This window comes from Rhizobium sp. NLR22b (assembly GCF_019685295.1).
GTDB lineage: Bacteria > Pseudomonadota > Alphaproteobacteria > Rhizobiales > Rhizobiaceae > Rhizobium.
In genome coordinates this window covers 39,918-66,081 of record NZ_JABDWM010000008.1, presented here as the reverse complement: position 1 = coordinate 66,081, position 26,164 = coordinate 39,918, and the positions used below count along the sequence as shown (strand labels likewise).

27 protein-coding genes are annotated in these 26,164 nt (G+C 61.7%); 10 read left to right on the top strand and 17 right to left on the bottom strand.

Annotated features, from left to right (window positions below):
* Window positions 1–5 precede the first annotated feature (5 nt).
* From speC to HJC00_RS14700, 3 genes are all read right to left on the bottom strand, one after another.
* Entirely contained in the window at window positions 6–2,369 is a 2,364-nt protein-coding gene (gene speC / locus HJC00_RS14710) for an ornithine decarboxylase (RefSeq protein ID WP_221164273.1), read from the bottom strand.
* Window positions 2,366–4,627, bottom strand: a complete 2,262-nt coding sequence (locus HJC00_RS14705; protein ID WP_221164272.1) for an arginine/lysine/ornithine decarboxylase — start codon at window positions 4,625–4,627, stop codon at window positions 2,366–2,368. The genes speC and HJC00_RS14705 overlap by 4 nt, the downstream gene beginning before the upstream one ends.
* 160 nt (window positions 4,628–4,787) lie before the next feature.
* The gene (locus HJC00_RS14700) at window positions 4,788–5,714 is read right to left on the bottom strand and encodes a cation diffusion facilitator family transporter (RefSeq protein ID WP_221122582.1); all 927 of its coding nucleotides are present in this window, start codon (window positions 5,712–5,714) and stop codon (window positions 4,788–4,790) included.
* A gap of 198 nt (window positions 5,715–5,912) precedes the next feature.
* Between HJC00_RS14700 and HJC00_RS14695 the strand changes: the two genes are divergently transcribed.
* Complete coding sequence (locus HJC00_RS14695; RefSeq protein ID WP_210628828.1) at window positions 5,913–7,280, top strand: amino acid permease; 1,368 nt, start codon at window positions 5,913–5,915, stop codon at window positions 7,278–7,280.
* 12 nt (window positions 7,281–7,292) lie between these two features.
* Here the strand turns inward: HJC00_RS14695 and arcC are convergent, their stop codons facing one another.
* The 5 genes from arcC to HJC00_RS14670 form a co-directional block, all read right to left on the bottom strand.
* Window positions 7,293–8,231, bottom strand: coding sequence for a carbamate kinase (gene arcC, locus HJC00_RS14690; RefSeq protein ID WP_210628829.1), 939 nt, complete (start codon window positions 8,229–8,231; stop codon window positions 7,293–7,295).
* A 1-nt stretch (window position 8,232) separates the two neighbouring features.
* Window positions 8,233–9,237: an ornithine carbamoyltransferase gene (locus HJC00_RS14685; RefSeq protein WP_210628830.1), complete on the bottom strand. Its 1,005-nt coding sequence runs from the start codon at window positions 9,235–9,237 to the stop codon at window positions 8,233–8,235.
* 36 nt (window positions 9,238–9,273) lie between these two features.
* Window positions 9,274–10,503 carry an arginine deiminase gene (gene arcA / locus HJC00_RS14680; RefSeq protein ID WP_221164271.1) on the bottom strand — a complete coding sequence of 410 codons (1,230 nt, stop codon included), beginning with the start codon at window positions 10,501–10,503 and terminating at the stop codon, window positions 9,274–9,276.
* Window positions 10,504–10,642: 139 nt separating this feature from the next.
* Window positions 10,643–10,852, bottom strand: coding sequence for a hypothetical protein (locus tag HJC00_RS14675; protein ID WP_210628832.1), 210 nt, complete (start codon window positions 10,850–10,852; stop codon window positions 10,643–10,645).
* Between the two features lie 170 nt (window positions 10,853–11,022).
* Window positions 11,023–11,373: a hypothetical protein gene (locus tag HJC00_RS14670; RefSeq protein WP_210628833.1), complete on the bottom strand. Its 351-nt coding sequence runs from the start codon at window positions 11,371–11,373 to the stop codon at window positions 11,023–11,025.
* A 267-nt stretch (window positions 11,374–11,640) separates the two neighbouring features.
* Between HJC00_RS14670 and HJC00_RS14665 the strand changes: the two genes are divergently transcribed.
* The 4 genes from HJC00_RS14665 (at window position 11,641) to HJC00_RS14650 (ending at window position 14,778) form a co-directional block, all read left to right on the top strand.
* Window positions 11,641–12,885, top strand: coding sequence for an ATP-binding protein (locus HJC00_RS14665; protein WP_311044182.1), 1,245 nt, complete (start codon window positions 11,641–11,643; stop codon window positions 12,883–12,885).
* Entirely contained in the window at window positions 12,851–13,519 is a 669-nt protein-coding gene (gene fixJ / locus HJC00_RS14660) for a response regulator FixJ (protein ID WP_221122579.1), read from the top strand. The genes HJC00_RS14665 and fixJ overlap by 35 nt, the downstream gene beginning before the upstream one ends.
* A 123-nt stretch (window positions 13,520–13,642) precedes the next feature.
* The gene (locus HJC00_RS14655) at window positions 13,643–14,287 is read left to right on the top strand and encodes a helix-turn-helix domain-containing protein (RefSeq protein WP_221122578.1); all 645 of its coding nucleotides are present in this window, start codon (window positions 13,643–13,645) and stop codon (window positions 14,285–14,287) included.
* A gap of 143 nt (window positions 14,288–14,430) precedes the next feature.
* Complete coding sequence (locus tag HJC00_RS14650) at window positions 14,431–14,778, top strand: hypothetical protein (protein WP_210628837.1); 348 nt, start codon at window positions 14,431–14,433, stop codon at window positions 14,776–14,778.
* 220 nt (window positions 14,779–14,998) lie between these two features.
* On the opposite strand, the gene HJC00_RS14645 is transcribed toward HJC00_RS14650, so the two are convergent.
* A complete protein-coding gene (locus HJC00_RS14645) occupies window positions 14,999–15,805 on the bottom strand; it encodes a class I SAM-dependent methyltransferase (RefSeq protein ID WP_221124267.1) in 807 nt (268 codons plus the stop codon).
* Window positions 15,806–16,051: 246 nt separating this feature from the next.
* On the opposite strand from HJC00_RS14645, the gene HJC00_RS14640 reads away from it, so the two are divergent.
* On the top strand, window positions 16,052–17,041 hold the full coding sequence (locus HJC00_RS14640) for a DUF2332 domain-containing protein (RefSeq protein WP_221124268.1): 990 nt from the start codon (window positions 16,052–16,054) through the stop codon (window positions 17,039–17,041).
* A gap of 163 nt (window positions 17,042–17,204) precedes the next feature.
* Here HJC00_RS14640 and HJC00_RS14635 read toward each other — a convergent pair whose 3' ends face one another.
* On the bottom strand, window positions 17,205–17,951 hold the full coding sequence (locus HJC00_RS14635; RefSeq protein ID WP_221124269.1) for a glucose 1-dehydrogenase: 747 nt from the start codon (window positions 17,949–17,951) through the stop codon (window positions 17,205–17,207).
* Window positions 17,952–18,058: 107 nt separating this feature from the next.
* On the opposite strand from HJC00_RS14635, the gene HJC00_RS14630 reads away from it, so the two are divergent.
* Window positions 18,059–18,403 (top strand): helix-turn-helix transcriptional regulator, encoded by a 345-nt coding sequence (locus HJC00_RS14630; RefSeq protein WP_210628841.1) that lies wholly within the window; start codon window positions 18,059–18,061, stop codon window positions 18,401–18,403.
* A 462-nt stretch (window positions 18,404–18,865) separates the two neighbouring features.
* Complete coding sequence (locus HJC00_RS14625) at window positions 18,866–19,960, top strand: GSU2403 family nucleotidyltransferase fold protein (protein WP_210628842.1); 1,095 nt, start codon at window positions 18,866–18,868, stop codon at window positions 19,958–19,960.
* A gap of 54 nt (window positions 19,961–20,014) precedes the next feature.
* Here HJC00_RS14625 and HJC00_RS14620 read toward each other — a convergent pair whose 3' ends face one another.
* Window positions 20,015–20,479, bottom strand: a complete 465-nt coding sequence (locus HJC00_RS14620) for a hypothetical protein (protein ID WP_210628843.1) — start codon at window positions 20,477–20,479, stop codon at window positions 20,015–20,017.
* 274 nt (window positions 20,480–20,753) lie between these two features.
* Here HJC00_RS14620 and HJC00_RS14615 point away from each other — a divergent pair, with 274 nt between their 5' ends.
* Window positions 20,754–21,437 carry a winged helix-turn-helix domain-containing protein gene (locus HJC00_RS14615; RefSeq protein ID WP_221164270.1) on the top strand — a complete coding sequence of 228 codons (684 nt, stop codon included), beginning with the start codon at window positions 20,754–20,756 and terminating at the stop codon, window positions 21,435–21,437.
* Window positions 21,438–21,495: 58 nt separating this feature from the next.
* A complete protein-coding gene (locus HJC00_RS14610) occupies window positions 21,496–22,893 on the top strand; it encodes a HAMP domain-containing sensor histidine kinase (RefSeq protein WP_221122564.1) in 1,398 nt (465 codons plus the stop codon).
* On the opposite strand, the gene HJC00_RS14605 is transcribed toward HJC00_RS14610, so the two are convergent.
* From HJC00_RS14605 to HJC00_RS14580, 6 genes are all read right to left on the bottom strand, one after another.
* Window positions 22,790–23,686, bottom strand: a complete 897-nt coding sequence (locus tag HJC00_RS14605) for a glycosyltransferase family 25 protein (protein WP_210628846.1) — start codon at window positions 23,684–23,686, stop codon at window positions 22,790–22,792. The genes HJC00_RS14610 and HJC00_RS14605 overlap by 104 nt on opposite strands.
* A gap of 642 nt (window positions 23,687–24,328) precedes the next feature.
* Window positions 24,329–24,919 (bottom strand): hypothetical protein, encoded by a 591-nt coding sequence (locus tag HJC00_RS14600; RefSeq protein ID WP_221146761.1) that lies wholly within the window; start codon window positions 24,917–24,919, stop codon window positions 24,329–24,331.
* 13 nt (window positions 24,920–24,932) lie between these two features.
* A complete protein-coding gene (locus tag HJC00_RS14595) occupies window positions 24,933–25,130 on the bottom strand; it encodes a response regulator transcription factor (RefSeq protein WP_221146760.1) in 198 nt (65 codons plus the stop codon).
* Window positions 25,127–25,423 (bottom strand): GcrA family cell cycle regulator, encoded by a 297-nt coding sequence (locus HJC00_RS14590; RefSeq protein ID WP_210628850.1) that lies wholly within the window; start codon window positions 25,421–25,423, stop codon window positions 25,127–25,129. Before HJC00_RS14590 ends, HJC00_RS14595 begins: the two co-directional genes overlap by 4 nt.
* A complete protein-coding gene (locus tag HJC00_RS14585; RefSeq protein WP_221164339.1) occupies window positions 25,420–25,818 on the bottom strand; it encodes a hypothetical protein in 399 nt (132 codons plus the stop codon). Before HJC00_RS14585 ends, HJC00_RS14590 begins: the two co-directional genes overlap by 4 nt.
* Entirely contained in the window at window positions 25,784–26,152 is a 369-nt protein-coding gene (locus tag HJC00_RS14580; RefSeq protein WP_210631681.1) for a hypothetical protein, read from the bottom strand. The genes HJC00_RS14585 and HJC00_RS14580 overlap by 35 nt, the downstream gene beginning before the upstream one ends.
* Between the last annotated feature and the right edge of the window lie 12 nt (window positions 26,153–26,164).

Below are 26,164 nucleotides of genomic sequence, written 5' to 3'. Positions count from 1 at the left end.
CAGCCCTACTCGCGGACGACATATGTGTGGAACTTGATCCGCCCATCGATCCGCTCCTGGAACACGCCCTGGACCTCGTAATTGAAGCCGGGGAAGCGGTTGAAGGATTCTTCGAAGGCGAGGAAATAGTCCCGCATCGGCCGCGCCCTGTCATCCCAGCGCTCTCCCGGCACGATCACGCCGATACCGGGCGGATAGATCAGCGCCAGCGTCGCAGAGATGCGGCCGGCGGCTTCCGTCAGCGGCACATAGTCGACATTGTTGGCGACCAGTGCCTCATAGGCCCGCTTGGGTGCCATCGCCGGTTCGGGGAAGCTCTCGGAGCGGAAGCAGAGGCGCTGCAACTCCTTGACCCCCGCCTCGCGGTAGAAGGAATGCATCTCATGGCAGACCTGGCGGACGCTATAGCCGGCATAACGCTCGCGATGGGCGGCGAAGACGGTCGGCAGCACTTCCTGCAGCGGCGCATCGCGGTCCCACAGGTTCTTGAACTTGACGAGCTTGGCGACGAGCGTGTTCAGCTTGCTCTCGTCTTCGGCAGGTGTCAGGAGGAAGAGCAGGCTGTTCAGGTCGCATTTTTCAGGCACGACCCGCTGCTCGCGCAGATAGTTGGCGACAACGGTCGCCGGAATGCCGAACTCGCGATACTCGCCGGTCTTCCGGTCGATGCCGGGGGTCAGCAGCGTAAGCTTGTTGGGATCGACCATGGTATAGCCGGGCGCATAGCCGGCATAACCATGCCAGCTCGCCTCCGGATCGAACCGCCAGCATTGCTGCTCGCGTTTCAGTACCTCCGTCGCGACATCTTCCCACTTGGCGGCGGCGAGATCGCCGGTGTGCTTCGAGCCCGAAACCGTCACCCTGTCCGGCACGAAAGGATCGAAGAACCACTGCTCCTCCGGGGTCGCGGCCTTGGTTTCGTAATGCTCCACGAAACCTCGCAGCTTCTTGCGAACCTCGATCCCGAGCTCGATGCATCGGTCCCAGAGCATCTCGCCGGCCTTGCCCTCATGCACCTTGGCATTGACGTCGAGCGAGGCAAAAAGCGGGTAGAAGGGAGAGGTCGAGACATGCATCAGCAGCGATTCATTGAAGCGCTTGTGTTCGACGAACCTGCGCTGGCCCTTGATATGTTCGTCCCGCTTGTGGATCTGCGATGCCTGGGAAAAGCCGGCGCCCTGCTTGTGGACCGATTGCGTGGAGAACAGCCCGGGCATATCAGCCCTGAGGTCCTTCAGCCGCATCGGGCTATGGCCCTCGAAGAGCGGGTGGAAGGCGTTGTAGCCGATCCAAGCCTCGTCCCAGAGGACGTAGTCGCAGAGATGGCCGAGCTTCTCCATCACCTGGGCGACATTGTAGATCGTGCCGTCATAAGTCGCGAGCTGGATGCAGGCCAGACGGAACGGCCTTTCCGCCTCCGCACGGCTCTTGTCGGCGACGAGTGGGTGCTCCTCTATCTTTTGCCGCAGCCAGCTTTCGTCCCAAGCCGACCAGTCGACCGCGCCGATCATGCCGAAGGAATTGCGGGCGGTCGGCAGATAGATCGGGATGGCGCCGGCCTGCACGAGAGCACCCTGATGCAGGGATTTGTGATTGTTGCGGTCGAAGAGCACCAGATCGCCGCTGTGCAGTACCGCATTGGCGACGACCTTATTGGAGGTGCTCGTGCCGTTCAGGATGAAATAGGTGCGGTCCGCGCCGAAGATGCGCGCCGCCTGCTTCTGGGCTTCGACGGCGGGGCCTTCATGGATCAGGAGGTCGCCAAGATCGACATCTGCGTTGCAGAGATCGTTGCGAAAGATGCTCTCGCCGAAATATTTGAAGAAGATCTGTCCGGCCGGCGATTTTCGATAGAACTGGCCGCCCTGATGCCCCGGGCAATCAAAGGCGATATTGGCCTCGCCGTCATAGGCCATCAAGCCGCCGAAGAATGGCGGCAGCAGCGATTTGCCGTAATTCACGGCGCTGGACACGATCTGCTTGGCATAGAAGGTCGGCGTCTGCTGGCCGAGATAGACGAAACCATCCACCTCGCCGGCCATCTCGACGACATCCATATCCGCAATCGTCAGCGTATCGGCCATCGCCCAGATCGGCGTGCGGAAACCGATATCCCTGACGGAACGAAGGAAGCTGCGTGCCGAAACCAGCCGCCCGCCCTCGACCGAGCCGATATAGGCGCCGACGTCAGCATCCTCTGACACGTCGGCCGAATAATCGTCGCGCTGTTCCACCTCGAAGCCCTGGGCGGTGATCTGTGACACCAGTTCCTGCGCCTGGGCATTGTCGCGATCGATGATCGCGACGATCTTCAGCATCTTGTGGAACGGTATTGCGACCGTCGGAGATTTCACGTCGCGCGGGATCATTCTTGCCCCTCCCCTGCCATGCAATCGACGAGGTAGCGGCGACCGCCGTCACCGGGCGCGAAGCGAAGGCCGTGGATATCGGTTTCGAAACCGGGGAATTTTCTGTCGAAGTCACGGGCGTAAAGCAGATAGTCCTGAATGGACTTCGTCGACTGGGTGATCCGTTCGCCCGGCATGATCAGCGGAATGCCGGGCGGATAGGGAACGATCATCACGGCAAGGATGCGATTCATGAGGTCGTCGATCTCGACGCTCTCGATCCGGCCCTTGACCAGCCGGTCATAAGCATCGGCCGGACGCAGTGCCATGTCGGGCAGGACCGTATACATTTCGCGCTGCGCCTTCGGCACGTCGTCCTTGCGATAGATCGCGTGGATCTGCTCGCAGAGATCTTTGAGCCCCATTCCGGCATAGGCTTCCGGATGTGCCGCGGCCAGTGCCGGCAGTGCGCGGGTCAATGGCGCATTGGCGTCATAGAGATCCTTGAAATTCAGCAGTTCGGTGACGAGCGTGCTCCACTTGCCGCGGGTGATACCCATCGAGAACAGCACGAGGAAGGAATAGAGGCCGGTCTTCTCGATCTCGATGCGCCGCGAGGACAGGAACTTGGTGACGACCGCCGCCGGAATGCCGTGATCATCCATCACGCCGCTGGCCGAGAGGCCCGGCGACAGGATGGTGACCTTGATCGGGTCGACCATGACATGGTTTTCGGCAAGGCCGGCAAAACCATGCCAGGCATCATCCGGCTTCAAGACCCAGTCGGCACGGGTGTCGGTCGGCGTCTGCCCGGCAATCGTCGGCTCCCAGACGTCGAACCACCAGGTGTGTTCCGTCTGTTTCCTCACCGCGTTCATCGCCCGGCGGAAGCTGATCGCCTCGTCGATCGTCTCCTGGATGAGCGCGCGTCCGGCCGGCTGCTCCATCATGGCGGCCGCGACATCGCAGGAGGCAATGATGCCGTATTGCGGCGAGGTCGAGGTGTGCATCATGAAAGCTTCGTTGAAGCGGGTGATGTCGAGACGTTTGGTCTCGGCATGCTGGATATGGATCATCGACGCCTGCGAAAGGGCGGCCAGCAGCTTGTGCGTCGATTGGGTGGCGAAGGTGATGGCGTTTTGCGACCGCGCAGGCTGATTCGACGAGATCGCGTGGAAGCCATCGTAGAATTCGTGGAAATTGGCGTAGGCGTACCAGGCTTCGTCGAAGTGCAGCACCTCGACCGCGTCGCCGAGCGACGCCTTGATGGCATCGACATTGTAGCAGAGGCCGTCATAGGTCGAGTTGGTGATGACCATCAGCCGGACCTTGCCGCTGGTCTGCCCGGCAAAGGGGCTTGCGGCAATCTTGCCGGCAATCGACTCCGGCGTGAACTGGTCCTTCGAGATCGGACCGATGATACCGAGCCCGTTGCGCGAGGGCGTCAGATAGATGGGCGTCGCGCCCGTCATGATCAGCGAATGCAGGATGGACTTGTGGCAATTGCGGTCGCAGAGCACGAGATCGCCGCGCGCCACGATGCCATGCCAGACGATCTTGTTGGCAGTCGAGGTGCCGCCGACGACAAAAAAGGTCTCATCGGTGCCGAAAATGCGTGCGGCATTGCGCTCCCCCTCGGCGATGGGACCGACATGATCCAGCAGCGAACCGACGCTGCCGACCGATACGGAGATATCGGATCGCAGCGTGTTTTCACCGAAGAACGTGTAGAAGAGCTGGCCCACTGGGCTCTTGCGAAACGCGACGCCGCCGCCATGGCCGGGCGTATGCCACGAATAAGCGCCTTCCAGCGTATAATCCATCAGCGCCTTGAACATCGGCGGCGGCAGCCGCTCGAGATAATTGCGGGCTGCCTGCGCGATGGCGCGCGCCATGAATTCCGCCGAATCCTCGAACAGGCGGAAAAAGGCGTTGGCATGACGCAGCACCGCTGTCGGCACGTCTTCTGCGGTGGTGTCATCGCCGAACAGGAAAATCGGCAGCCGGTCATTTCTCTGCCGCTTTGCGGCGAGCACCTCTCCCAGCACCTGCCAGCGCGTCGTCTTGTCTTCGGTGCCGTCGACGGATACCAGCCAGCAGGACTCTGTATTGAAGACATGCACGAGACGGCGGGCGTCCTCATAGGAAACGCCGGAGACGATCCGGAACCCTTCCCTTTCAATGGCGGCGGCGAGATCGCGCATACCGCGTCCGGCTGCGCTCTTGCCGTCAAAATCCTCGTCGATAACGGCTATCGGAAATGCCGTCTGGAATTCCATGCGTTCCTCCAGAACCTGACGTCAAGGCTACGGCCGCCGTGCAGACCGCTGGATCTCAGGTTGAAGGATCGTACATGACGGGTCGTGCAGCGTCCTTGATTGCAATCAAGGTGACGCGAAGCATTTCGATGCCGCCGGAGGAACTTGGATTTTGATCAGGCTATTCGGCCCACTCCGCATCGGCGGTGAAGGCGATCGTCAGCCAGCGATTGGCGCTTTCGTCGCCGATCGCGTTCCCGATCTCATCGCGGAGCGCGTCCCATTCCTCCACGGTCTTTGCCGGAAGCCCTTCAGGGACGATGAAATAGAGTTCGATCTGCATCGCGCGGCCGACCCGGGCAACATAGGCTCGGTGCGAGAGGAAGCCGAGCCGGCGAACCGTTTCCGAGGCGACACGATCGACATGCTCCTGGAGGTCGACAGGGGCGATCAGCAGGATCTCGGTGAACGCCCTCCAAACGGTGCCGATCGGAAGCGGGACCATGATGAGGCAGACCAGCGCCAGAACCGCCGGGTCCATATAGCTGGCAAGCCAGGCAGCCGGCGTCGCCTGCACGGCCATGCCGATCAGGAATGCAATGAGCAGGGCAAGCGCAATGCCGCCCGACATGATCCAGGCCTTGATGTCCAGCGAGATGAAATCGGATTTGATGCGGGCGTTCAGCCTGACGCCGAGAAAGGCCATGGCGGCGCAAACAAGCAGGGTCGCCGCAGAATAGGCGATCGCCATGCCGAAGCGCAGTTCGTGACCGCCGTTCAAGATGCTGATGATCGCGCTGATCAGCGCATAGATGCCAACTGTCATCAACAGGCAGCCGTTGAGCATCAGCACGATGGGCTCGAGATGCCAGAAACCCATGGTGAAGCGGTTCCGGATTCTGCCGGACCGAGCGTCGCTCTGCGTCGATTTCAGGATCAGGCTCGAAACCCAGAGCGCAAGTCCGGTCATCGCCGCATCGGCCAGCGAATAGACGCCGTCGAAGGCGATCGAGAAAGAGCCGGAAAGAATGCCGAAGACGACCCCGAGCGTTGCCACCACGACGGTCGCCGCGATCGATATCCGGAGAAACCCCTGCTCGCTCAGCATCGTCGACCCCGCCTCCGCTTCGGCCCGTCATGCGACATGCTTTAGCAGCTTTATCCCGATGACGAAGGTAGTCTAGGCCAGCCCGGCGGACTACGCATTGATCCGGATTGCGGCAGCCGGTTTTTGCAACGACAATTGCGGTTTGATGGCGGTCCGCAGAGACATTGGCTCCGGGCAGCCGTCTCTCGGGGGAAGCTCATGACGACGTCGCCAAATGGCAAGAGCCTCGGACTTGCTGCCTGCACCGCCATCGTGGTCGGCAATATGGTGGGATCGGGCTTTTATCTTTCACCGGCCGCGGTCGCGCCCTATGGCAACCTTGCGATTGTCGTCTGGATCGTCATGGGCGCCGGCGCGATTTGCCTGGGTCTGACCTTCGCGCGCCTGGCGAGCCTCGTGCCCGCTGTCGGCGGCCCCTATGCCTATACCAGGCTCGCCTATGGCGATTTCGCCGGCTTTCTGATCGCCTGGGGCTACTGGATATCAATATGGACATCGCTGCCCGTCATCGCGATTGCCTTTGCCGGCGTGATGGTCGATCTCTTCCCTGCCCTCGCCAATCGCTTCGCCGCGACCGTGCTGACGCTCGGCGTGATCTGGGCGGTCGTGCTCGTCAATCTTCGCGGTGTTCACGCGGCGGGTGTCTTCGCGCAGGTGACGACCTACGCCAAGTTGCTGCCTTTCGGCGCCGTTGCCATTATCGGCCTTCTCTACATCGATCCGTCGCATTTCGCCGAATTCAATCCAAGCGGTCAGCCGCTGCTGCAGTCCTTTGCGACACTGGCGCCTCTCACCATGTTTGCCTATCTGGGGCTGGAATCGGCTACGGTTCCGGCCGGCGACGTGGAGAATGCGGAGCGGACAATCCCACGATCGACCGTGCTCGGTATCTCCATCGCCGCTGCCCTTTATGTGTTCGGCACGATCGTGGTGATGGGCCTCGTGCCGCGTGAACAGCTCGTTAAGTCGGTTGCGCCATTTTCCCAGGCGGCAGGGATCATGTGGGGACGCCCCGGCGAGTTGGCGATCTCGCTTGCAGTCCTCGTGTCCTCCATTGGCGCGCTCAACGGCTGGACCTTGCTGATGGGGCAGGTTCCGATGGCTGCCGCCCGCGACGGGCTATTTCCGCCGCTTTTTGCCCGGCTTTCCCCGCGGGGCGTGCCGGCATGGGGCATGACCATCTCGGCCTTGTTCGCAACGCTCCTCGTGCTCGTCCAGGCGCTCGGCTCCGAAGGCTTTGCCGCCGTCTATCGGCTGATGGTCGGGCTCAGCACCATGGCCGCCGTCGTTCCCTATGCTTTCTGCGCGCTTGCCAGAAGCCTCATTGCGGGCGTGTCTGATGGGCGGATGCCGCGGGTCAGCGCGATCGAGCTTATCGCGTTCGTCTTTGCGATCTTCACCCTTTACGGCTCCGGCGCCGAACCGGTGCTCTACGGCCTCGTGCTGCTGATGCTCGGCATCCCGGTCTATGTCTGGCAAAGACGCAATGCGGCTGGCGCGACGGACAAGGAGACGGCCGCGAGCGCCGTAACGCAACCGCTCCCGTCTCAGGACAAGTTTGCCTGACGGACCACGCCGTCAGGCGTGCCAGCTCAAGGTGTCAAAACGCTCGTTGATGATCGTCCCACGGTCGCCGCGAACCATCCCGGCAATATCGGCAAGGGTGCCAATTGCGGCCGTCTTGCCGTTTGCCCGTGCAAAATGGCAGGCAGCATCGACCTTCGGTCCCATCGAGCCGGCCGGGAAGGAGAACTGGTCGAGATCGCCGGGACGAGCGCAATGGATCGCCTTTTGGGACGGCTTGCCCCAATCGACACAGACAGCCTCGGCATCCGTTGCCATGATCAAGAGATCGGCATCAAGTTCGCGCGCCAGCAGTTCCGAGCACAGATCCTTGTCGATCACGGCTTCGATGCCGATCAGCTTCCGATCGGCGCCCTTCTCGTACATCGTTGGAATACCGCCGCCGCCAGCGCAGATGACGATGGTGCGCTGCTCCAGAAGCCAGCGGACGGGCCGGATCTCGAAGATGCGCTTCGGCGCCGGCGAGGCGACAACGCGTCGCCATTTTTCGCCGTCCTGCTTGAAGATCCAGCCTTTTTCCCCACGAATCCGATCCGCCTCGCCCTTGTCGTAGACCGGCCCGACGAACTTGGTGGGGTTCTGGAAACCGGGATCTTCGGCGTCGACTTCCACCATGGTGAGAAGTGTCGCTAAGGGCTGCTCGAACGGCAGGAGGTTGCCGAGTTCCTGTTCCAGCATATAGCCGATCATGCCTTCGGTCTCGGCGCCGAGAACATCGAGCGGATAGGCCTCTTCTGGTTTGTAGGCCGCTCCCTGGAGCGCGAGCAGCCCGACCTGCGGACCGTTGCCGTGGGTGACGACGATCTCATGTTCGGCCGCCAGTGGCGCGATCGCCTCAGCGGCGGTGCGCGCATTTCGCCTCTGGGTATCGGCGGTCATCGCTTCCCCGCGCCGGAGAAGCGCATTGCCGCCAAGCGCAATGACCACACGCATGCTAATCTCCCAACGTGGCGACAAGCAGTGCCTTGATCGTATGCAGACGGTTCTCCGCCTGCTCGAAGGCGACATTGGCCTCGGACTCGAACACGTCGTTGGTGACTTCGAGGCCGTTGTCCATGCCGTAATCTTCGGCGATCTGCTTGCCGAGTGTGGTTTCGGTGTCGTGGAACGCCGGCAGGCAATGCATGAATTTGGTCTGCGGATTGCCTGTCGCCTTCATCAAGTCCTGGTTGACCTGGTAGGGCGTGAGCAGCTTGATGCGTTCGCGCCAGACGTCTTTCGGCTCGCCCATCGAAACCCAGACGTCGGTGTGGATGAAATCGACGCCCTTGACGGCCTCGTTGGGATCTTCGGTGACCAGCAGCCGCGCGCCCGAGGCCTGCTGCAAATCCCTGGCGATCTTCATATATTCTTCTGAAGGCCACAGCGACCGCGGGCCGCAGATGCGCACATCCATGCCGAGCAGGCAACCGACGATCAGCAGGGAATGCCCCATATTCGAGCGGGTGTCGCCGACATAGGCATATTTGATCTCAGCGATCGGCTTGTCACTGTGTTCGCGCATGGTCATGACGTCGGCGATCATCTGCGTCGGATGATATTCGTCGGTCAGGCCGTTGTAGACAGGCACCCCGGCGTATTTTGCCAGCGTCTCTACGCCTTTCTGCGCCGAGCCGCGATATTCGATCGCATCATACATGCGCCCCAGCACCCGCGCCGTGTCCTTGAAGGATTCCTTGTGGCCGATCTGTGAGCCGGATGGATCGAGATAGGTCACGTTGGCGCCCTGGTCCGAGCAGGCCACTTCGAAGGCGCATCGCGTTCTCGTCGAGGTTTTCTCGAAGATCAGGCAGATTTCCTTGCCCTTCAGATGCTCCTGCTCGGTGCGGGCATATTTGGCCCGCTTCAGGTCGCGGGCGAGATCGAGGAGATAGCGGAATTCCCGCGGCGTATAGTCCTGCACGGTCAGAAGCGATCGATTGCGCAGATTGAAACTCATGGTCTTGCTCCGTCGTCTGGTTCGTGGATGGAAAGGTCAGTAAGCGGGGTCGCGCCAGATTGGGCATGTCATGCAGTGCCCGCCACCACGCCCACGTCCGAGTTCGGAGCCGCGAATGGTGATGACCTCGATGCCTGCCTTGCGCAGCAGCGTATTCGTGTAGGTGTTGCGGTCGTAGGCGACGACGACACCGGGTTCGAGTGCAACGACATTGTTGCCGTCGTCCCATTGTTCGCGTTCGGCCTGATAGGAATTGCCGCCGGTCTCGACGGTTCGCAGCTTCGGCAGATCGAGCGCTTCGGCGACGACATCGAGCATCGGCTTGCTTTCGGGATGGATCTCGAATGTGCCGTCGTCGTCCTTGGGATGCATGCTGTAGCAGCGGATCTGGTCGACCACCTCGGCAAACAGCGTGACGACGTCACGGTCGCAGAAGCTGAAAACAGTATCGAGATGCATGGCCGCGCGGCTCTTTGGCATCAGGCAGCCGATCACCCGGTTCGCCGCCTTGCTTCTGAAAAGGGCCTGAGCCACCTGGCCGACGGCCTGATAGGTGGTGCGCTCGCCCATGCCGATCAGCACCGTGCCGTTGCCGATCGGCATGACGTCGCCGCCTTCCATCGAGGCGTTGGCGAATTGATGGTCGGCATCACCCCACCAGATCTGGAAATCGCCGCCCTGGAAGATCGGATGAAACTTGTAGATGGCACGCTGGACCAATGTCTCGGCGCGTCTCGCCGGCCAGAACATCGGATTGCAGGTCACGCCGTTATAAATCCAGCACGAAGGGTCGCGTTGAAACAGCGTGTTGGGGATCGGTGGGATGACGAAATCGCTTTCCGGCAAGGCGCTGAGCATCAATGCCTTGGCTTTGACATCGGGCAGGTCGGCAATTGCGATGCCGCCGATCATGAATGCGGCAAGCTGTGTGGACGGCATTTCGTCGAGCCATGGCCGCATCGCCTCGGCAACCTGCGAGCCAAGCACGTTCGGGGTTATGCGCCGGTCGAGGATGAAATCGCGCGCCTGCTTGTTTGAGAGCGTCTGACCGAGCAGATCGTGGAGCTCGAGAACCTCGACTCCCCTTTCCTGCATCTTCAGGACGAAGTCATAGTGGTCCTTCTGCGCCTCATGGACCCAGATAACATCGTCAAAAAGAAGATCATGGCAGTTTGCAGGCGTCAGGCGCTGATGAGCCAAGGATGGTCGGCAGACCATGACGGTTCTCAGCTTTCCGACCTCAGAATGAACACCGAAACCACGCATGTGGTCCTCCTTCCAGCCATCGCCGGCTCTTTGAACAGCGTCAGATTATTTTGGCCGGTCCACTCATGTCATTGATTGCAGACAAGGTGCGGTGCAGCATTTGACTCCGGTGCCGCCCAGCACGTTGAAATGCCGTCGCTCAGTGAAGATCCGACCTATCGTCTTGCCGTATCTGCCATGCGCGCCAATGGGTGGGATGAACGTCCAGCATCTCGCCTGTCAGGGCATTGGCCCATCCCCTTGCCAGGCGCTGGCAGGGAAAAACCAGCGCGTGGATACCATCGCCGTCGATGACGGCGAGTTCGATATCCTCTTCGAATGGAGCTTCGACGACCAACCGCCACTTCACCGAACCCTCCCCGATCGTGCACGAGCGTCGACTGGATACGGGGCTGTTCTTAGGCAGGCCGGTCGCTCGCCCGGCATTGGTTCCCCAGCCGGCGCTTGGTGGGCGGCGGCGCAACGACATCATTGTTCCGCCCTTCCGTTAGAAGATGAGGTCCTGGGCTCCAGCAACACTCATTCAATATAGAAGGTCAGGTTGCCGTTGCGGGCGCGCGTCACCCATTCTATTTGGTTGGGCGTCAGCTTCTTGGCCTTCAGTTGCTGGACGAGCCACGTGTTGGAACGGATAGCCGCCCGGATTTCCTTCACATGTTCTTCGCTACCAGGCGAAGGCATGGAGCCAACTTCAACCGCAGTTCGAAAGCTGACGATTGAAAACCGCTTGTTGTGATAGGTTTTGATGTGCCCCGGCAGGCTTTCGGCCCAGTTCATGCGCCGGTATTCCTTGCGGGTCTGCTGGGCGTCGACAGGCGCCGCAACCAACGCCGCGGTCGCAATGGCGATAGCCAGGGCAATCTTCTTCATCTTCCTGCTCCTCAAGTGGCCGTGTGCCCATTGCCTGCCAGAGTAGCGGAAGAGTGAGCTCGCGGCATTGAGCCGGATCAATGGAGGGAGCCGAACCAAAAACTTAAGGCAGGTCAGGCTTTTCGGTCTGTCACTGGCACGGAGATACCCATAGAGGCTACGCGATACTACACCGACCCCTTTCCCAAAGGTGGTAATCTCAAGTCCTTGTGAGGGGCAAAGAGCCCGTCAAGGGGCTGACCGGCTCAAAGGGCGGAGGAAACCATCGTGTCCATCAAGATGGAGGCGCCGCATGTTGACGAATGCGATCGCATTGACCCGGACGTCGCCGGACGAACCTCGTTCACGGGCGGGATAACAGGGCGCGACCGGCCAGGCGCTTTGCGTGCGGAAGATGGCGAGCCGTCGATAGACTGGATCCGGCAATTCTATCAACACCTGCCGGACGCGGTGTTCTTCATCACCGACTGCCACCGAATTTCGGCCTGCAACGGGGCCGCTGTGGCGTTGTTCGGTTATGAGGAAGACGAATTGCTTGGTCAGAGGATCGACCTTGTCTGGTATCCGACGCCGGATGTTCCGTTGAAGGGACGCTGGGCGGACAGGGGAGTGGTGCGGGCCGGTGTGGCGATGACCAGGAGCGGCGTCCAATTTCCGACCGCCATGACGATCATCAGACAGCAAGACGGCAAAGGACACTTCTCCTCGGTGATCTTCGAGGACTTCCGCACCGAGCGCGAGACTTTGCAGCGTGTTCAGGAGCTTCAGCGTGAGCTTGCCCGTATCGCCCGAATAGTTGGGCTCGGGGAAATGACATCGACGCTGGCCCACGAACTTGCCCAGCCGCTGACGTCGATCGCCGCATACGCGCAAGGTTGCGCGCGGCTTGTGACGAAGGATCGTCATGGCCACGGCGAAGAACTCCGTGAAGCCTTGTCCGAGATTACGCAGCACGCCCTGTGGGCGGGAAAGATCGTGCAGAACATCAGGGAATTCGCCAAGCGCGGCGCCGACGAGAGAAAGATTGAAGCGATGCACGCGCTCATCCATGAGGCGACGGCTTTCGCGCTTGCCGGATCCCAGCGAAACGGCCTTCGCGCCGATTTTCAGCTCGTAGCGGAACGGGACGTCGTGCTTGCCGACCGGGTCCAGATCGTGCAGGTGCTGACGAACCTTGTTCGCAACGCCGTGGAGGCTACCGACGGTATTGCGCAGCCGCATATCACCATCCGAACCAGAACCGACGATTTATCCCGTCTCATTGTCGACGTGTCCGACAATGGCTGCGGAATTGCGGTCGACATCGAAGAGGCGCTGTTTCGTCCCTTCGTGACCAGCAAACCGCGCGGCCTCGGCATGGGCTTGGCGCTGTCCAAGCGCATCATCGAGGCGCATGGGGGCCGCATAAGCGCGCGCAATCGAATGGATGGCGGTTCTATCCTTTCGTTTTCCCTTCCGCTGGTGGAGACAACAACCAATGGCAAACGACCTTACGATCCATCTCGTCGATGATGAGGAGTCGCTCAGGCGATCTTTGACGTTTCTGTTGGTGTCGGCAGGTTTCGCGGTTCGGACCCATAGCTCTGCCAAAGCCTTTCTGGAACTGTTGCCGCTTTCGGGACGAAGCTGCCTCGTGACGGACCTGCGCATGCCCGAAATTGATGGCATCGAGCTGCTCCAGCGCCTGCGCCGTTTGAGACTGAACGTTCCGGTCATTGTCATTACCGGTCAGGGCGATATCGCCGCCGCCGTCCGGGCAATGAAGGCCGGCGCGTCGGATTTCCTTGAAAAGCCCGTCAGAGAAGAGGCGCTGATAGCCGCGATCAACGCGGCGGTGGGACAGAAGCGCCCCGGCGGGGCCGTCGCTGATTCTGAGAGCGTTGCAGCACGGCTTCGCCAGCTCACGGAGCGCGAACACCAGGTTCTGGCCGGCGTTCTTGATGGCTTGCAGAACAAGATGATCGCCTATCAGCTTGGTATCAGCGCACGCACGGTCGAAGTCCACCGCGCCAATGTGATGGCGAAAATGGGCGCCCGCAATCTGGCGGAACTCATGCGGATGGCCATCACCCTCGATACGGCAGCGCAGCCTGTCGAAACCGCCAGGGCCCTGCCCGACCACGGTGCTTGGACGCCTGCCCGATAGGCCCGGGACCGCGCCAAAGAGCTGCCGGTGATCGGGCTTCCGTAGCGATACTTAAGGGGTTTCTCGAATATCAGAGCAGACGGCGATTGGTTATGTTGCCAAGCGGATTGGGGGGCGACGCATATGCTTCAACACCACGCGACCATAAGGCAAACTGCAATTCCGGGCCGCCGACATGGAACAGCTGTCGGAACAACCAGAGATCAGTCGATCAAGCTCAAGGCCAACGAGACAATCTACAGCGAAGGCGAACATGCACTTGCGATCTATCAGGTCGAAACCGGTGCGGTGCGGATTTATCGCCTGATGGCCAGCGGACAGCGATATATCCTAACATTCTGCGGCGAGGGCGAATGGTTCGGCCTTGAAACCGGGAATGTTCGAACCGACTTTGCGGAAGCCGTCTGCGAGGCCTCCATCAAGCCCTTTCGGACCAACCAGAACGCAGTCGTTCCTGTCGACCTTCTTCACATCGCGCTGACGAACCTGGCAAAGGCGCAGCACAAGCAGCTCGTCATCACCGAGCAAAGCGCGCTGAAGCGGGTCGCGGCCTTCGTTTGCGAAATGGCCGACCGTCATCCGAAGGATCTGGAATTCGACATGATGATGTCGCGCAGCGATGTGGCTGACTATCTCGGTCTGACCGTCGAAACCGTTGCCCGCTGCTTCACGAAACTCCGCGAAAAAGGCGTCCTTTGCCTGAAAGGCAAGCTGCAGCGCGTCGTTCGCCTTCTGGACCGCGACGCGCTCATCGCGCTGACCATCTGATGCATGACGCCCGGAAGCGTGGACGATTCCGGGATAACGTCCTGGCCACAGCAAAGAAGCCAAAGCGCACCGCTGAATCAAGTTTCATACGGTGCGCTCAGCGGTCATGGATTGAAATCGATCGTGCAAAGGGGGATTGAACAATGAGATGCCTATTCTGCCGGAGATCGAATGCAGCGGTCACAACATGCATTGCGGTCCTGCTGTCGCTGGCGACCTTTCCACTCGCGATCGTTCAGGCGCAGGACGATCCGTTTGAGCAATTTCCCTTGGTCATCCAGTGCAAGTCCAACGAAACCTACCACACTTTCTACCTGTCGCGCATTTCACAGGATGGCATCGCAACCTATCGGGCATCCGAACGGATCGCCGGCACGATCACCCTCGACGGCAAGGCCAAGGCAACCGGCAGTGAAGGTGGAGGCACATGCGTCGGCAAGACCTTGACCGAGCTTCGCGCCTCCCATCAAGCCTACGATCTGAAACGCTAGGCTATATGGCCCCTTGAGGCTCGACCCGCAGAGGTCGATGCCCGATTGTTGGAACCGGCCGAGACCGCAATCTTGCTGTAAATCATGCAAAGTGAAGCCCGATATCTCACATGTTCCAGCAGCAGGCTCGGCTGCGGCCGAGAAGGAATGACCGATTTGGAGCCGTTAGCGGCCTGGCGGCTTTTGGCTGCCGAGGAACGATAGCTGATGCTCTCCAGTGTTACGCTGGGACCAAGCCACGCACCATACGGAACATCATAGGAAATGACCGGGGTCCATCGGGCAAGCCAACCAGATACCCAGCACGAACATGCTGTTCGATCGAACCGCGGGCGTCGTCAGAAAGTGCCGTCAATGTGCTTGTGGTGCTGCCTGGGCCGTCGGTGAACGTAGCCCAATAATCCGCGAAGGACGCATACTCGCAATCCACGACAATGGGAATCTCGGTCACGTCAACGAGGCCGATCTTCCGCCACAGCGTCGCCTGACCATCAGGCCAGAAGAGCTGACGTCCCGCCCGCATGGATCTCAGCGTTGCAAAGTCGGCCTCAAGCACGGCGCCGGTGTTAATGACGAGGTCAAATGCGGGCATGCCACCAAAGAACTGAGTAACGGCGGACGCGACCACGCCGCCTGGACGGGTCACGCGCTTCATCTCGGCAACGACCTGTTCAATTTCCGGGATGACGTCCAGGGCCAGGGTGGAAACTGCCGCATCGAAAGAGTTGGCGTCGAACCGCAGTTGCCGGACATCGCCGTGTTCATATGCGATATTGGGGTGAGATCGTCGACGGCGGGCTCCTTCCAGGTATCCCTCCGATGCGTCAACACCGATCACATGCGCTCCCGCCTCGGCCAGGGCTTTCGACAACACACCCGTCCCACATGCCACATCGAGCACGCGACTGCCCGGAGCAACATTGGCACGGGTGAGAAATGGGCTCGCCAGATGTTCGCTCCAGCGCCCTATGAATGACTCGTAGACGTCGGGATCGGCCCAATTGTATCGCAGTTCTGCGGTTTCCATGGCGCCATCCTCCCTTGATCAAGAATGGACATTACCACGGCCAAACAGGTCGCGCGTATCGCCGTCACGCCGGGCAGTCCAGCGGAAGCTTATTAGCACTTCTCAAGAAAACATGACATAGCGGAAGCCCCTGGAATCACACCGGTCCTCCGTCGGACGGTGTTCCGAGGTATCGCGTGTTTGACTGCCATCACACCCGAAGATCGTGTACTGTGACCAGAAGTCGTAGTCGAGGGATCATCGGACATGGATGAGGAGGGCCTGGCTGAGATCTCAGCCCGGTATGTTCACTTCGCCGATACGGAAGCCCACGGCCGTTCGCCGCTCTACGAGGCGTTGGCTCGTGCGGTTGCTGGAGACCGGGAGACACTCGGCTTCCTATCGACCCTCCCGGACACCAAAAGGCAACCGAACCTTCTGCTTGCGGCGGTGCGTCACCTGTTCGGCACGCCGAAGGGCTGGACCGAGTTTCGTCAGGTGCTCCTGGCCCACCCCGATGCAGTCCGTTCGCTGATGCTCGAGCGGTCGACACAAACCAACGAACCAGGAAGGTGCGCCTCGCTGCTCCCCGTCCTGGCGCGATTGCCGCAGCCGCTGGCGCTCCTCGAGGTCGGAACCTCCGCCGGGCTCTGCCTCATGCCCGACCTCTATGGCTACGACTACGGCCGCAAGGCGATCCGCCCACCCTCGATGGCCTCCGAGCCGCCTGTCTTGCGTTGCTCCGTCAGCGAGACGACCCCGTTGCCGACGGCCGCGCCACACGTCGTCTGGCGAGCGGGGCTGGACCTCAGCCCAATCGATGCTTCGGATGCTGCGCAAGTCGCATGGCTTGAGACACTGGTCTGGCCGGAGCAGACGGAACGGCTTGCCAACCTGCAGGCGGCCGTCAAGATCGCCGCTACGGTCAAGCCACGGATCGTGAAGGGCGACTTGCGCGGGAGCGAATTCGCCCGGCTCTGCAGCGAAGCCCCAAAGGACGCCACCCTTGTCGTCTTTCACACGGCGGTGCTCGACTATATCTCCGACCCCGCAGATAGGGAGGCTTTCGCCCAACAGGCGATGCGGCTCGCTCCGTATTGGGTATCGAACGAGTTCCCCCGCGCATTCCCGTTCATCGCCACGCGCGCAGGAACAAGCTGGCCACCCGGGCGCTTCCTCCTGTCTGTGAACCGCACTCCTGTCGCCTGGACCGACCCACATGGAGCTTCGCTCGCATGGATCGCGGATGAGGCCTAGGGGACCTCCGGCCTCGTCATTCCAGGCCTTGAGCCTGGAATCCATGGCCAAGGCCGATGATGCCGGCGTGGGTCCTCGGGTCAAGCCCGAGGACGACGGAGGGCGGGTGGACCGGTATCCGCGTATGCGCGCGCTCAAGAAGCGCGCGCTTTTTTCTCCCATCTCAGCGGAAACCGCCGCTCGCGAACAGCCGTTCGCCGGTCAGCCAGCGGGCGTCGTCGGAGGCGAGGAAGACGGCGATGTCGGCGATGTCGTCCGGCTGGCCGATGCGGCCGAGCGGCGTCTGGGCGGCGATGGTCTGTTCGAGCTCAGAGCCGATGACGCCAGCCGTGTGCGTTCCCTCGGTCTCGACCATGCCGGGCAGAATGGCGTTGACGCGGATCTTGCGCGGGGCGAGCTCCTTGGCGAGCACGCTGTTGATGCCCTCGACGGCGCCCTTGGTGCCGGTGTAGACGGCCGAGTTCGGGAGACCCAGGCTGGTGACCACCGAGGAGATGTTGATGACGCTGCCGCCCTCGCCGAGATGCCTGGCCGCCGCCTGGGTGGTCAGGAGAACGCCGAGAACATTGACGTCGAACATGCGGCGGTAGTGTTCCTCGGTCACCTCGCCGATCGGGGCGAATTCATAGACGCCGGAATTGTTGACCAGCACGTCGAGCTTGCCGAATTCCTTGACTGCGGCATCGACCACGCCCTGCGCCTGTTCGGCCTTGGAAACGTCGCCCTGCACCGCGATGGCCTTGCCGCCGGCCGCGTCGATCGCCTCGACCACGGCGTCGGCTCCGGCCTTGCTCGAGGCGTAATTCACCACCACTTGTGCACCTTCGGCCGCCATCGCCTTGGCAATCGCGGCGCCGATGCCCTTGGAGGCTCCCGTGACCACTGCGACCTTCCCTGTGAGCTTAGCCATCTCTCGTTCCTTCTGATCCGGAAGGCCGCCGGAATTGACGGCCTTGTTCCGTAGTTCAGAAATTCGGAACTGTTGATCTCGGTTTCAAGGGGCACTATATAAAATTCATGCGACCGCTCTTTCACCCAGCTCTCGAGGATATCAAGCCCGATGCGATCCTCTATGCGCTGTCGGATCCGGAGCGCGTGGCGATCTTCGCCAAGCTCGCAGGCACCGCCTGCGGCGGCACCTGTTCGGCGCTTGCGGATCTCGGCGACCGCATCATTCCAAAATCGTCGCTGTCGAACCATTTCAAGGTGCTGCGCGAATCCGGCCTGATCCGCAGCGAACGCCAGGGGGTGGAGATGCGCAACCAGACCCGCTGCGCCGAGCTCGACGAGCGCTTCCCCGGGCTGGTCAGGGCGATCCTGACGGCTTACGGACAGCTTCCCGAGCAAATGAAGACGGGTTGACGGCTCTTGGAAGATAGCAGCTGCCGTTGGTGGCTCGCCTGGGTCCTCGGGTCAAGCCCGAAGGACGACGGAGAGTGTGAGGTGCCCTGCGGTAACAGGGTGAGGTTCGGCAAACCCGATGCAATCACACTCTCTGATCTCGCTGCCAGACTTCGTCATTCACGCTACCCGATGCCTATCCGCTGCGCCGACGGCGCGTTTGGCGAGAACGCCCACCCCACTCTCCGTCATCCCAGGGCTTGACCCCGGGATCCATACTCGACTTGCCGACGCATGTCGGGAAACCAGTTAGTTATAAGGTCTTGGCAGAAACTTATAACTGGAGATCATGGCCAAAAGGAGTTATAAGGCTTTGGCAGATACTTATAACGCGCATGTGAGCGAGCGAGGACTGCACTTAAGCGGGGAACGCCGCTTTGACCCGTGTGGATGGTCGCTGCACTCGAAAAGGACGAGCCGCCAATGATGAAAGAGATCGACATCAGCTATAGGACAATGTTCGCGGAACTGGCGCAGCGGACGTTGGACGGGCAGTTTCTGTCGGACTTTCCATTGGAAGGTTGGTTTGTGACCGTCACCGTGAAAGGGCGCGACTACTGGTATTTCGATCTCCCGACTCCCGAAGGCAAGGACAAGCGAAGCTATGTCGGTCCGCAGAGCGATGACGCGATCACGGCGCGGGTGATGGCCCACAAGGAGATCAAGGATAACGTCCGGGAGCGACGGCGGATGGTCAGCACGCTCCGTCGTGCCGGCCTTCCGGGTCCCGATAATTTTGCGGGCGACATCACCAAAGCCCTCGCGGATGCGGGCTTGTTCCGTCTGCGTGCAGTCCTGATCGGGTCGGTGGCATTCAGCACCTATGCAGGCATGCTCGGCGTTCGCCTGCCCTCATCCGCCATGCAGACCGGCGACGCGGACTTCGCGCAGGACTTTGCTATTTCTGCGGGTGTCCAGGACAGCCTGCCTCCGGTTCTTGAGGTCCTCCAGTCGGTCGATCCCGAATTCAGGGCAGTTCCCCATGAGGCAGACAAGGCTAGGGTCGTCGCCTTTCAGAACGCCAAGGGCTATCGGGTGGAATTCCTGACGGGAAACCGCGGATCGGATGACTATACCGGCAAACCCTCCCCCATGCCTGCCCTCGGCGGTGCGTCGGCGGAAAACCTGCGCTTCCTGGACTACCTGATCTACGAGCCCGTCCGCACGGTTCTCCTCTTCCGCGAGGGCGTGAACGTCCTCGTTCCCGCGCCCGAGCGATATGCAGTCCATAAGCTCATCGTGTCGTCCAGAAGGTTCACGGACACTCTGGGACGCGTAAAGGCCGACAAAGACCTCACGCAAGCGTCACTGCTTTTCCAAGCCCTCGTCGAGACACGCCATGACTCCGAGCTGACAGATGCTTGGGCGGAAGCCTGGGATCGAGGGGATTCATGGAAAGACGGCATTTGCCACGGTCTCCTGAGGCTTCCTCATAAGGGTGTCGAAGCGCTCGGCAAGGCTCTTGGATCGGAGATGCCCGATCTGGAGAAGTTGAGAGCCAAAACTCGGCAGAAGTGATGTCGCATGATGCTCGAGCCGCCCGACGATGGACCGCCCTTCCTCCCGACCACGTTATTGTAGCGCCTTATCCAAAATCACGTTTGTCAGCACGAAAGAATAGAAGTCATCGGCTTCCGGCTCGAAGCTGGGGCCGGCCATATCCAGACAAAAGACACCGCCTCCGCTCGATGGCCAGAGGCAATAGCGCCAGGAAGCCCCACAGTCCGCAATTGAAACCGCATCGGCGGGAATGGAATCGCCTTTTGGGCGCGCTCCATAAACCTTGCTATAGCTGGAAGATTGATAAAGCTGAAACGAGGGGTGTCGTTCAACGAAGGATGCGGGCTCGGGCTCGTAGATGTAGAACCCTTTCGTCGTTGAGCCGACGCCGATGACGCGGATGAACTCTAGATATTGCTGAGAAATGGCGGGATAGCGAGCGACGATGCCCGACAGCTTCTCGTTTGAGAGCGGCTCAAGTGAGGAAAGTTCCTTGCTTTGGTCAACTTCGAGCAGTTGTGAGATTTTGTCGATCATAATGCGTCGGGTCCCTCGATTCTGCCGACACTTTGACGCCTTCTGTCCTGCTGCCGTCAAGGTCCGCTGGACCTCGCAGGCTTGAAGTCGTCGAGCGGCTTTCGTTTGTAGCGACCGGCTATGACATGCCGGCGCCGCAACGACCCGACGAGGCACGGCAGCAGAAGGCTCGCGCCGGTACCCGTCTGCCGCCCCTCGCCTTACCAATCCGTAAGTTGCCGCCGGGCCGCCCTCTCGGCTAGATCTTGCCGCACCAGGCATGCCGGAGCGGCCGATGCGAATCCTGCTAATCGAGGACGATATCAAGACGTCCGATTATATCGCCAAGGGCTTGTCCGAGGCCGGGCACGTCTGTGACGTCATCAGCGACGGCCGCGACGGGCTGTTTCAGGCGCAGCGCGAGACCTATGACGTCATCGTCGTCGATCGCATGCTGCCGGGCCTCGACGGGCTGTCGATCGTCCGTTCGCTGAGGGCTGCCAGGGTCGGCGCACCGGCGCTGTTCCTGACCTCGATCGGCGGCGTCGACGATCGCGTCGAAGGGCTGGAGGCGGGCAGCGACGATTATCTCACCAAACCTTTCGCCTTCTCCGAGCTTCTGGCGCGCATCCATGCGCTCGGTCGGCGTCCGCCGGTGCAGGAGCAGCGGACGGTCTTGAAGGTTGCCGATCTCGAGCTCGATCTGATCCGCCGCGAGGCCCGCCGCGCCGGCCAGCTGATCGAGCTGCAGCCGCGCGAGTTCACCCTGCTCGAGGTGCTGATGCGCGGCGAAGGCCGGGTGATCACCAGGACGATGCTGCTCGAGCGGGTCTGGGATTTCCACTTCGATCCGAAGACCAGCGTCGTCGAGACCCATATCAGCCGCCTCAGGGCCAAGGTCGACAAGCCGTTCCAGGCCCAGCTTCTGCACACGATCCGCAACACCGGATACAGCCTGCATGCGCCTCGAACAGGATGATTTCAGGCCCATCGGCCTGAAAATCTCAAATCCTGTTCGCAAGTTAAAGAGTAAGAGCATGATGTCGTCCGAAAACCGCGCACACTTTTCGGCATCATGCTCTAGCCTGCGAAGAAGCACGCCGTTCCGCCTGGCCGTTACCTTCGGCGTCCTCTTCGTCGTCGCCTTCATCTTCAGCGGCGCGATCATCTATCACATGCTGCGCCTCGGCCTTGACCGAGACGTCGACCAGTCGCTCACCGAGATGAATTCGCTCATCGCCTCGACCTATGAGCCCGGCGACACCCAGGATCTGATCAACACGCTGAACAATTATGCGAGTTTCCAGTCCACCTCTGACGGGCTCTATTCGCTGACCGATGCCGGCGGGCGCAAGCTCGCCGGCAATTTTGCGGCGCCCCGCATCCCGGACGGCGTCTATACCGTCACCTCGGGCGATGTCGGGCTGAAGGGGCGTGAGCGCTACCGGATGCGGGTGTCGACCATCGGCCCCTACAATCTGGTGGTGGCGGAAAACTTCAACGATGTCGACGAGATGCTGCGGATCGTTCTGGTAAGCTTCGAATGGGCTGCGGCAATCGTCGTGGCGACGGCGATCGGCGGCGGCGCCTTTCTGGCCGTTCGCGCCCAGGCGAGATTGGACGGGGTCGCCAACACCATGAACGACGTTTCTCACGGCGCCCTCGACGCTCGCGTCCCGATCACCGGCCACGGCGACGATCTCGATACGGTGGCGATCCAGATCAACGCGGCACTGGAGCGGCTGCAGAGACTGGTCGAGAGCATGCGGCAGGTGAGCGCCGATATCGCCCACGATCTGAAAACACCGCTCAACAGGCTGCGCCTGACGCTGGATGCCGCCGTGGCTGGAATCAACCGGCAAGCGGATGTTTCGGCTCTGCTTGACGAAGCGAGAAACGAGAGCGACCGGATCGACGCCACCTTCGAGGCGCTGCTGCGCATTTCCCAGATCGAGGCCGGCGCCCGCAAGGAGCGCTTCCAGGCGACCGATATCGACGCCGTGCTGAGCGTCATCTCCGAGGTCTATGTCGATGTCGCCGAAGATGCGGGGCAGTCGTTCCGGATCGCCGAGCGCGCGCCCGCCGTCATCGGGGGCGACCGCGATCTCTTGACGCAGATGATCGCCAACCTGGTGGAGAACGCGATCAACCACTGCCCGCCCGGAACCGGCATCACGCTGTCGCTTCGCCGCCAGGGCGGCCGCGCCATTCTCTCGGTCGCCGACACCGGCCCCGGCATCCCCGCCGAGGAAAGGGACAAGGTCTTCCGCCGCCTCTACCGCATCGACAAGAGCCGCACGACGCCGGGAAGCGGCCTCGGCCTCAGCCTCGTCAGGGCAATCGCCGAGCTGCATTCGGCCGAGATCGCACTGGCGGACAATCATCCCGGCCTTCGCGTTTCGATCGCCTTCCCGCTGATGCCGGAGAAATCCTGAGCCGCCATGCCGCGAGCCGGGCGAAACGGGCGGCAAAACGGCGGATCTCGGCAGCAGCGCGAAAAGACAGCACGCTCCACGGCCGGCGGCGGCCGAGCCGGTAGGCCGAAAGCCCCGCCTGGATCTGCGAACAGGGATCGGCCCTTTGGCTCACCGGCAGCGGATCGACGAAGCAAGCGCGCAGCCCCTCATCGAACTCCAGGTCGAAGGCGAGATCATAGGGCAGCCGCATCGGCAGCAGCGCCCCGGCAATCCAGCCCGCCGCCTTGCGGTTGACCAGATAGGCGCCCGATCCCTTCTCGCGGGTCAGCGCGATGGCGAGCGAGCGCGAGCCGGTCAGCGGCTCGACCCGGTGCTTGCGACCGGAATTGACCGTCGACAGCCGCAGAATGTCCCAGTGCGCCTGGTGGCGAAGCGCGGCCTCGAGCAGTTCGGCAAAATCGTCGTCTAAGTCGAGATCGTCTTCCAGAATAAGCGCGAATTCCGCCTCACTGGCGAGGAAGCGTCTGGCGCATTCGACGTGGCTGAGATAGCAGCCGATCTCGAAAGGGTTCGGCCGGCGGCCATGCCGACGGAGATAGGATGCTTCATCAAAGTCGGGATGCGGCAGGCTCAGCCCCGCCCCGTCGACCGCCGCCACGCGCTCATAGGCAAGGCCGAAGCCTGCCAGCAGCCGTTCCATCCGAAACCGCCGCAACGGCGCGCGGTCGAGATTGATGAGGTAGGTATTCACCTGCAGGCTGACGGGATGAAGAGCCGGCATAAGGGCGGCAGGTGTGGCGCGCATGTTCATGAGATTTGGCCTCGACTTGGCAATGACGACGCCAAGCCTGCGCTGCAAACCTCACCGGGACTTCGCCCGGACCATACATTTTCGTAAGCTGCGCCATCGCCAGCCGAGGAATGCATCCTTACGGATCGGTATTGTCCCGGCAAAGAGCCGGTAAGAATGCCGCGCTACATCCTCGCGTGCTGCACGCAATGGGTCACTTCCCTTCCCGCGATCATGACGACACTCATCAGGCCTTCGCTGACGACGGCGACCCATTGCGTCCCGCGCCTCGCGTCCAAAATACTCCGCCAGCTCGGGAACAACAGGCTTCGCCGATCGTAAGGTTTGTGGGCCGTGCGGAGGTGCTTTAACACAGCCATGCACTTCGATACTCTGTGCGGCCCACTCCAGTCGAAGCCAGGGCGCTCCCGTATGTTTGGAAGCGCCCACGCCATTGCCCAGTCCCGATCGGCATCGCGATGGGAGCGACAGCCCGGAGGCACGTCCGGCGAGAGCACCCGCCGCAACCTCCCTCATCCCAGGCCTTGAGCCTGGGATCCATGCCCGGATTTGGAGATCAGCCTGGATCCTCGGGTCAAGCCCGAGGATGACGGAGAATGGTGAGCTCTGCCGCAATACAGCGCGCGTAGCGAAAGAACCGCATCACCCCTTCGCCCTGCGCAGCGCAATCAACCCCCGGCGAAGCCACAGCAATTGCTGCGGCGGCATGTGGCGCAGGTGTTCGTAATCCATCACCGCGACGTTATAGACGGTGCTGCGCACCTGCGGCCCGTCCTCGCAGCGCAGAAGCACGGCCTGCAGTTCCATCATGCGGTTGCTGGCCTTGCGGGCGCGGTCGGCGAGGCTTTCGGTCACCTCGCCTTCGTGGCCCTTGACGGCGAAGAGCGATTGGGCCCTGGGGCTTGGGGCGGGAATGCCCGTCGTCTTGTGGTAGCGGGCCATGACCTCGGCATAGTCGTCGCCGGCCTGGCGCTGCTCGTCGGTGATCAGCCCGTCGAGGAACATGCGGCCGAGGGTATAACCGGCATAGGGGCTTCTCACGGTCTCGTCGGCTACCGTCCTGCCGAAGCCGTGGATGCGCCGGCGCGCCGCCATCGCCACGCTGATATTCTCCTTCTCGGTTTCGAACGGCTTGATCTTGCCGCAGGGGAAACGCTCGACATTGGCCTTGCGCGGCCGGCCGGCGCCCTTGTTTGCCCGCTGTATCTTCACCTTGGTGGCCTTGCCGCCCATCGGGATCTCCTTCCTATTGAATGATGCCGTTTCGAAGTGCGGCGGCGACCAGGGCAGTCTCCTTGAACACGCCGAGCTTCGCCTTGGCGTTGGCAATGTGGGTGTTGACGGTGATCGGCGAGATGCCGAGGATCGCGCCGATCTCGGCAGCGGTCTTGCCTTGCGCCATCCAGCCGATGATCTCTCGCTCGCGCGGGGTCACGGCCCTCATGGCGCCGGTCCGTCGATCGTCGGCACGCGCGGCATCGTCACCTCGGCGCCCGACAGCGTCACCCGCCGCACCCGGTCTGGATGGCGGATCGGCGCGGGTGCCGCGCTGGTGGCCGCCAGCTGCTTGCGCGCATCCTGCCTGGACGGGAACCGGTCACGGTTGCGATGCGCCATGTTGATGACGGTGTTCTTCTTCGAGCCGAAGAGTTCGGCGATTTGACGTGCCGAGAACCCCTCCTGCCAGAGCTTCTGCGCCTTGACGATCTTGTCTTCCGTCCAGAACAGATCTCTCATCCCACTGCCTCCTGTGCGTCTCGTGCGGCCCTTGCGATGACCGGGTTGTCGGGAAACATCTCAGCCAGCGCCCGCTTGGCGCTGCGGCTGCCGTTTGCCGCCTGCCTCAGCAGGGCCATCTTTTCGGCCGCGACCTTCGGCTGCGGCTGTTCGGGCTCAGCTTTAACGCGCGGGCGGCTTTGCGCCGTCATCACCGCCTGCTGCTGGCGGGCGATTTCGGCGAAGCTCGCCGAGCTCGGGGCGAAGGCGCGGTTATGGTCCCTGACCTGGCCCGACAGGAACAGCCTGGCGGCGCGCCAGACCGCCTCTGCCGGAATGCCGTCGATGGCGACGAGGTAGGCGCGGAGCTGCATGTCGGGATCAATGCCGGCGGAGGCCGGAAATCCCGAAAGCATCCCCGCTATGATCTTGACCGGAGAGGAAATCTCTTGCGGCATCGACCGTTGTCCTTCTGCCCACGCTTGCATTGATCGGCCCGGCTTGCCTCGCCTTCTCATTGAAATACCAGTCGGATTTGATCGCCCGCCAACCGCGCAGGATCTGCATCTCGGCGGCCTCGACCGGGTTGCCGGTCTTGAGGTACTCCTTGAGCTGGATCCTCGCCGCATAGACCGTGAGCGGCTTCTTCAGGCTGCGGGCGCGATGCTCGATGATCGCCGCCGCCAGCTCCTGCCCCAGCACAGGGCTGAGGATTTCCATGATGTCCTTGCTCATCTCCTGCCTTTCCATGCGATTGCCTTC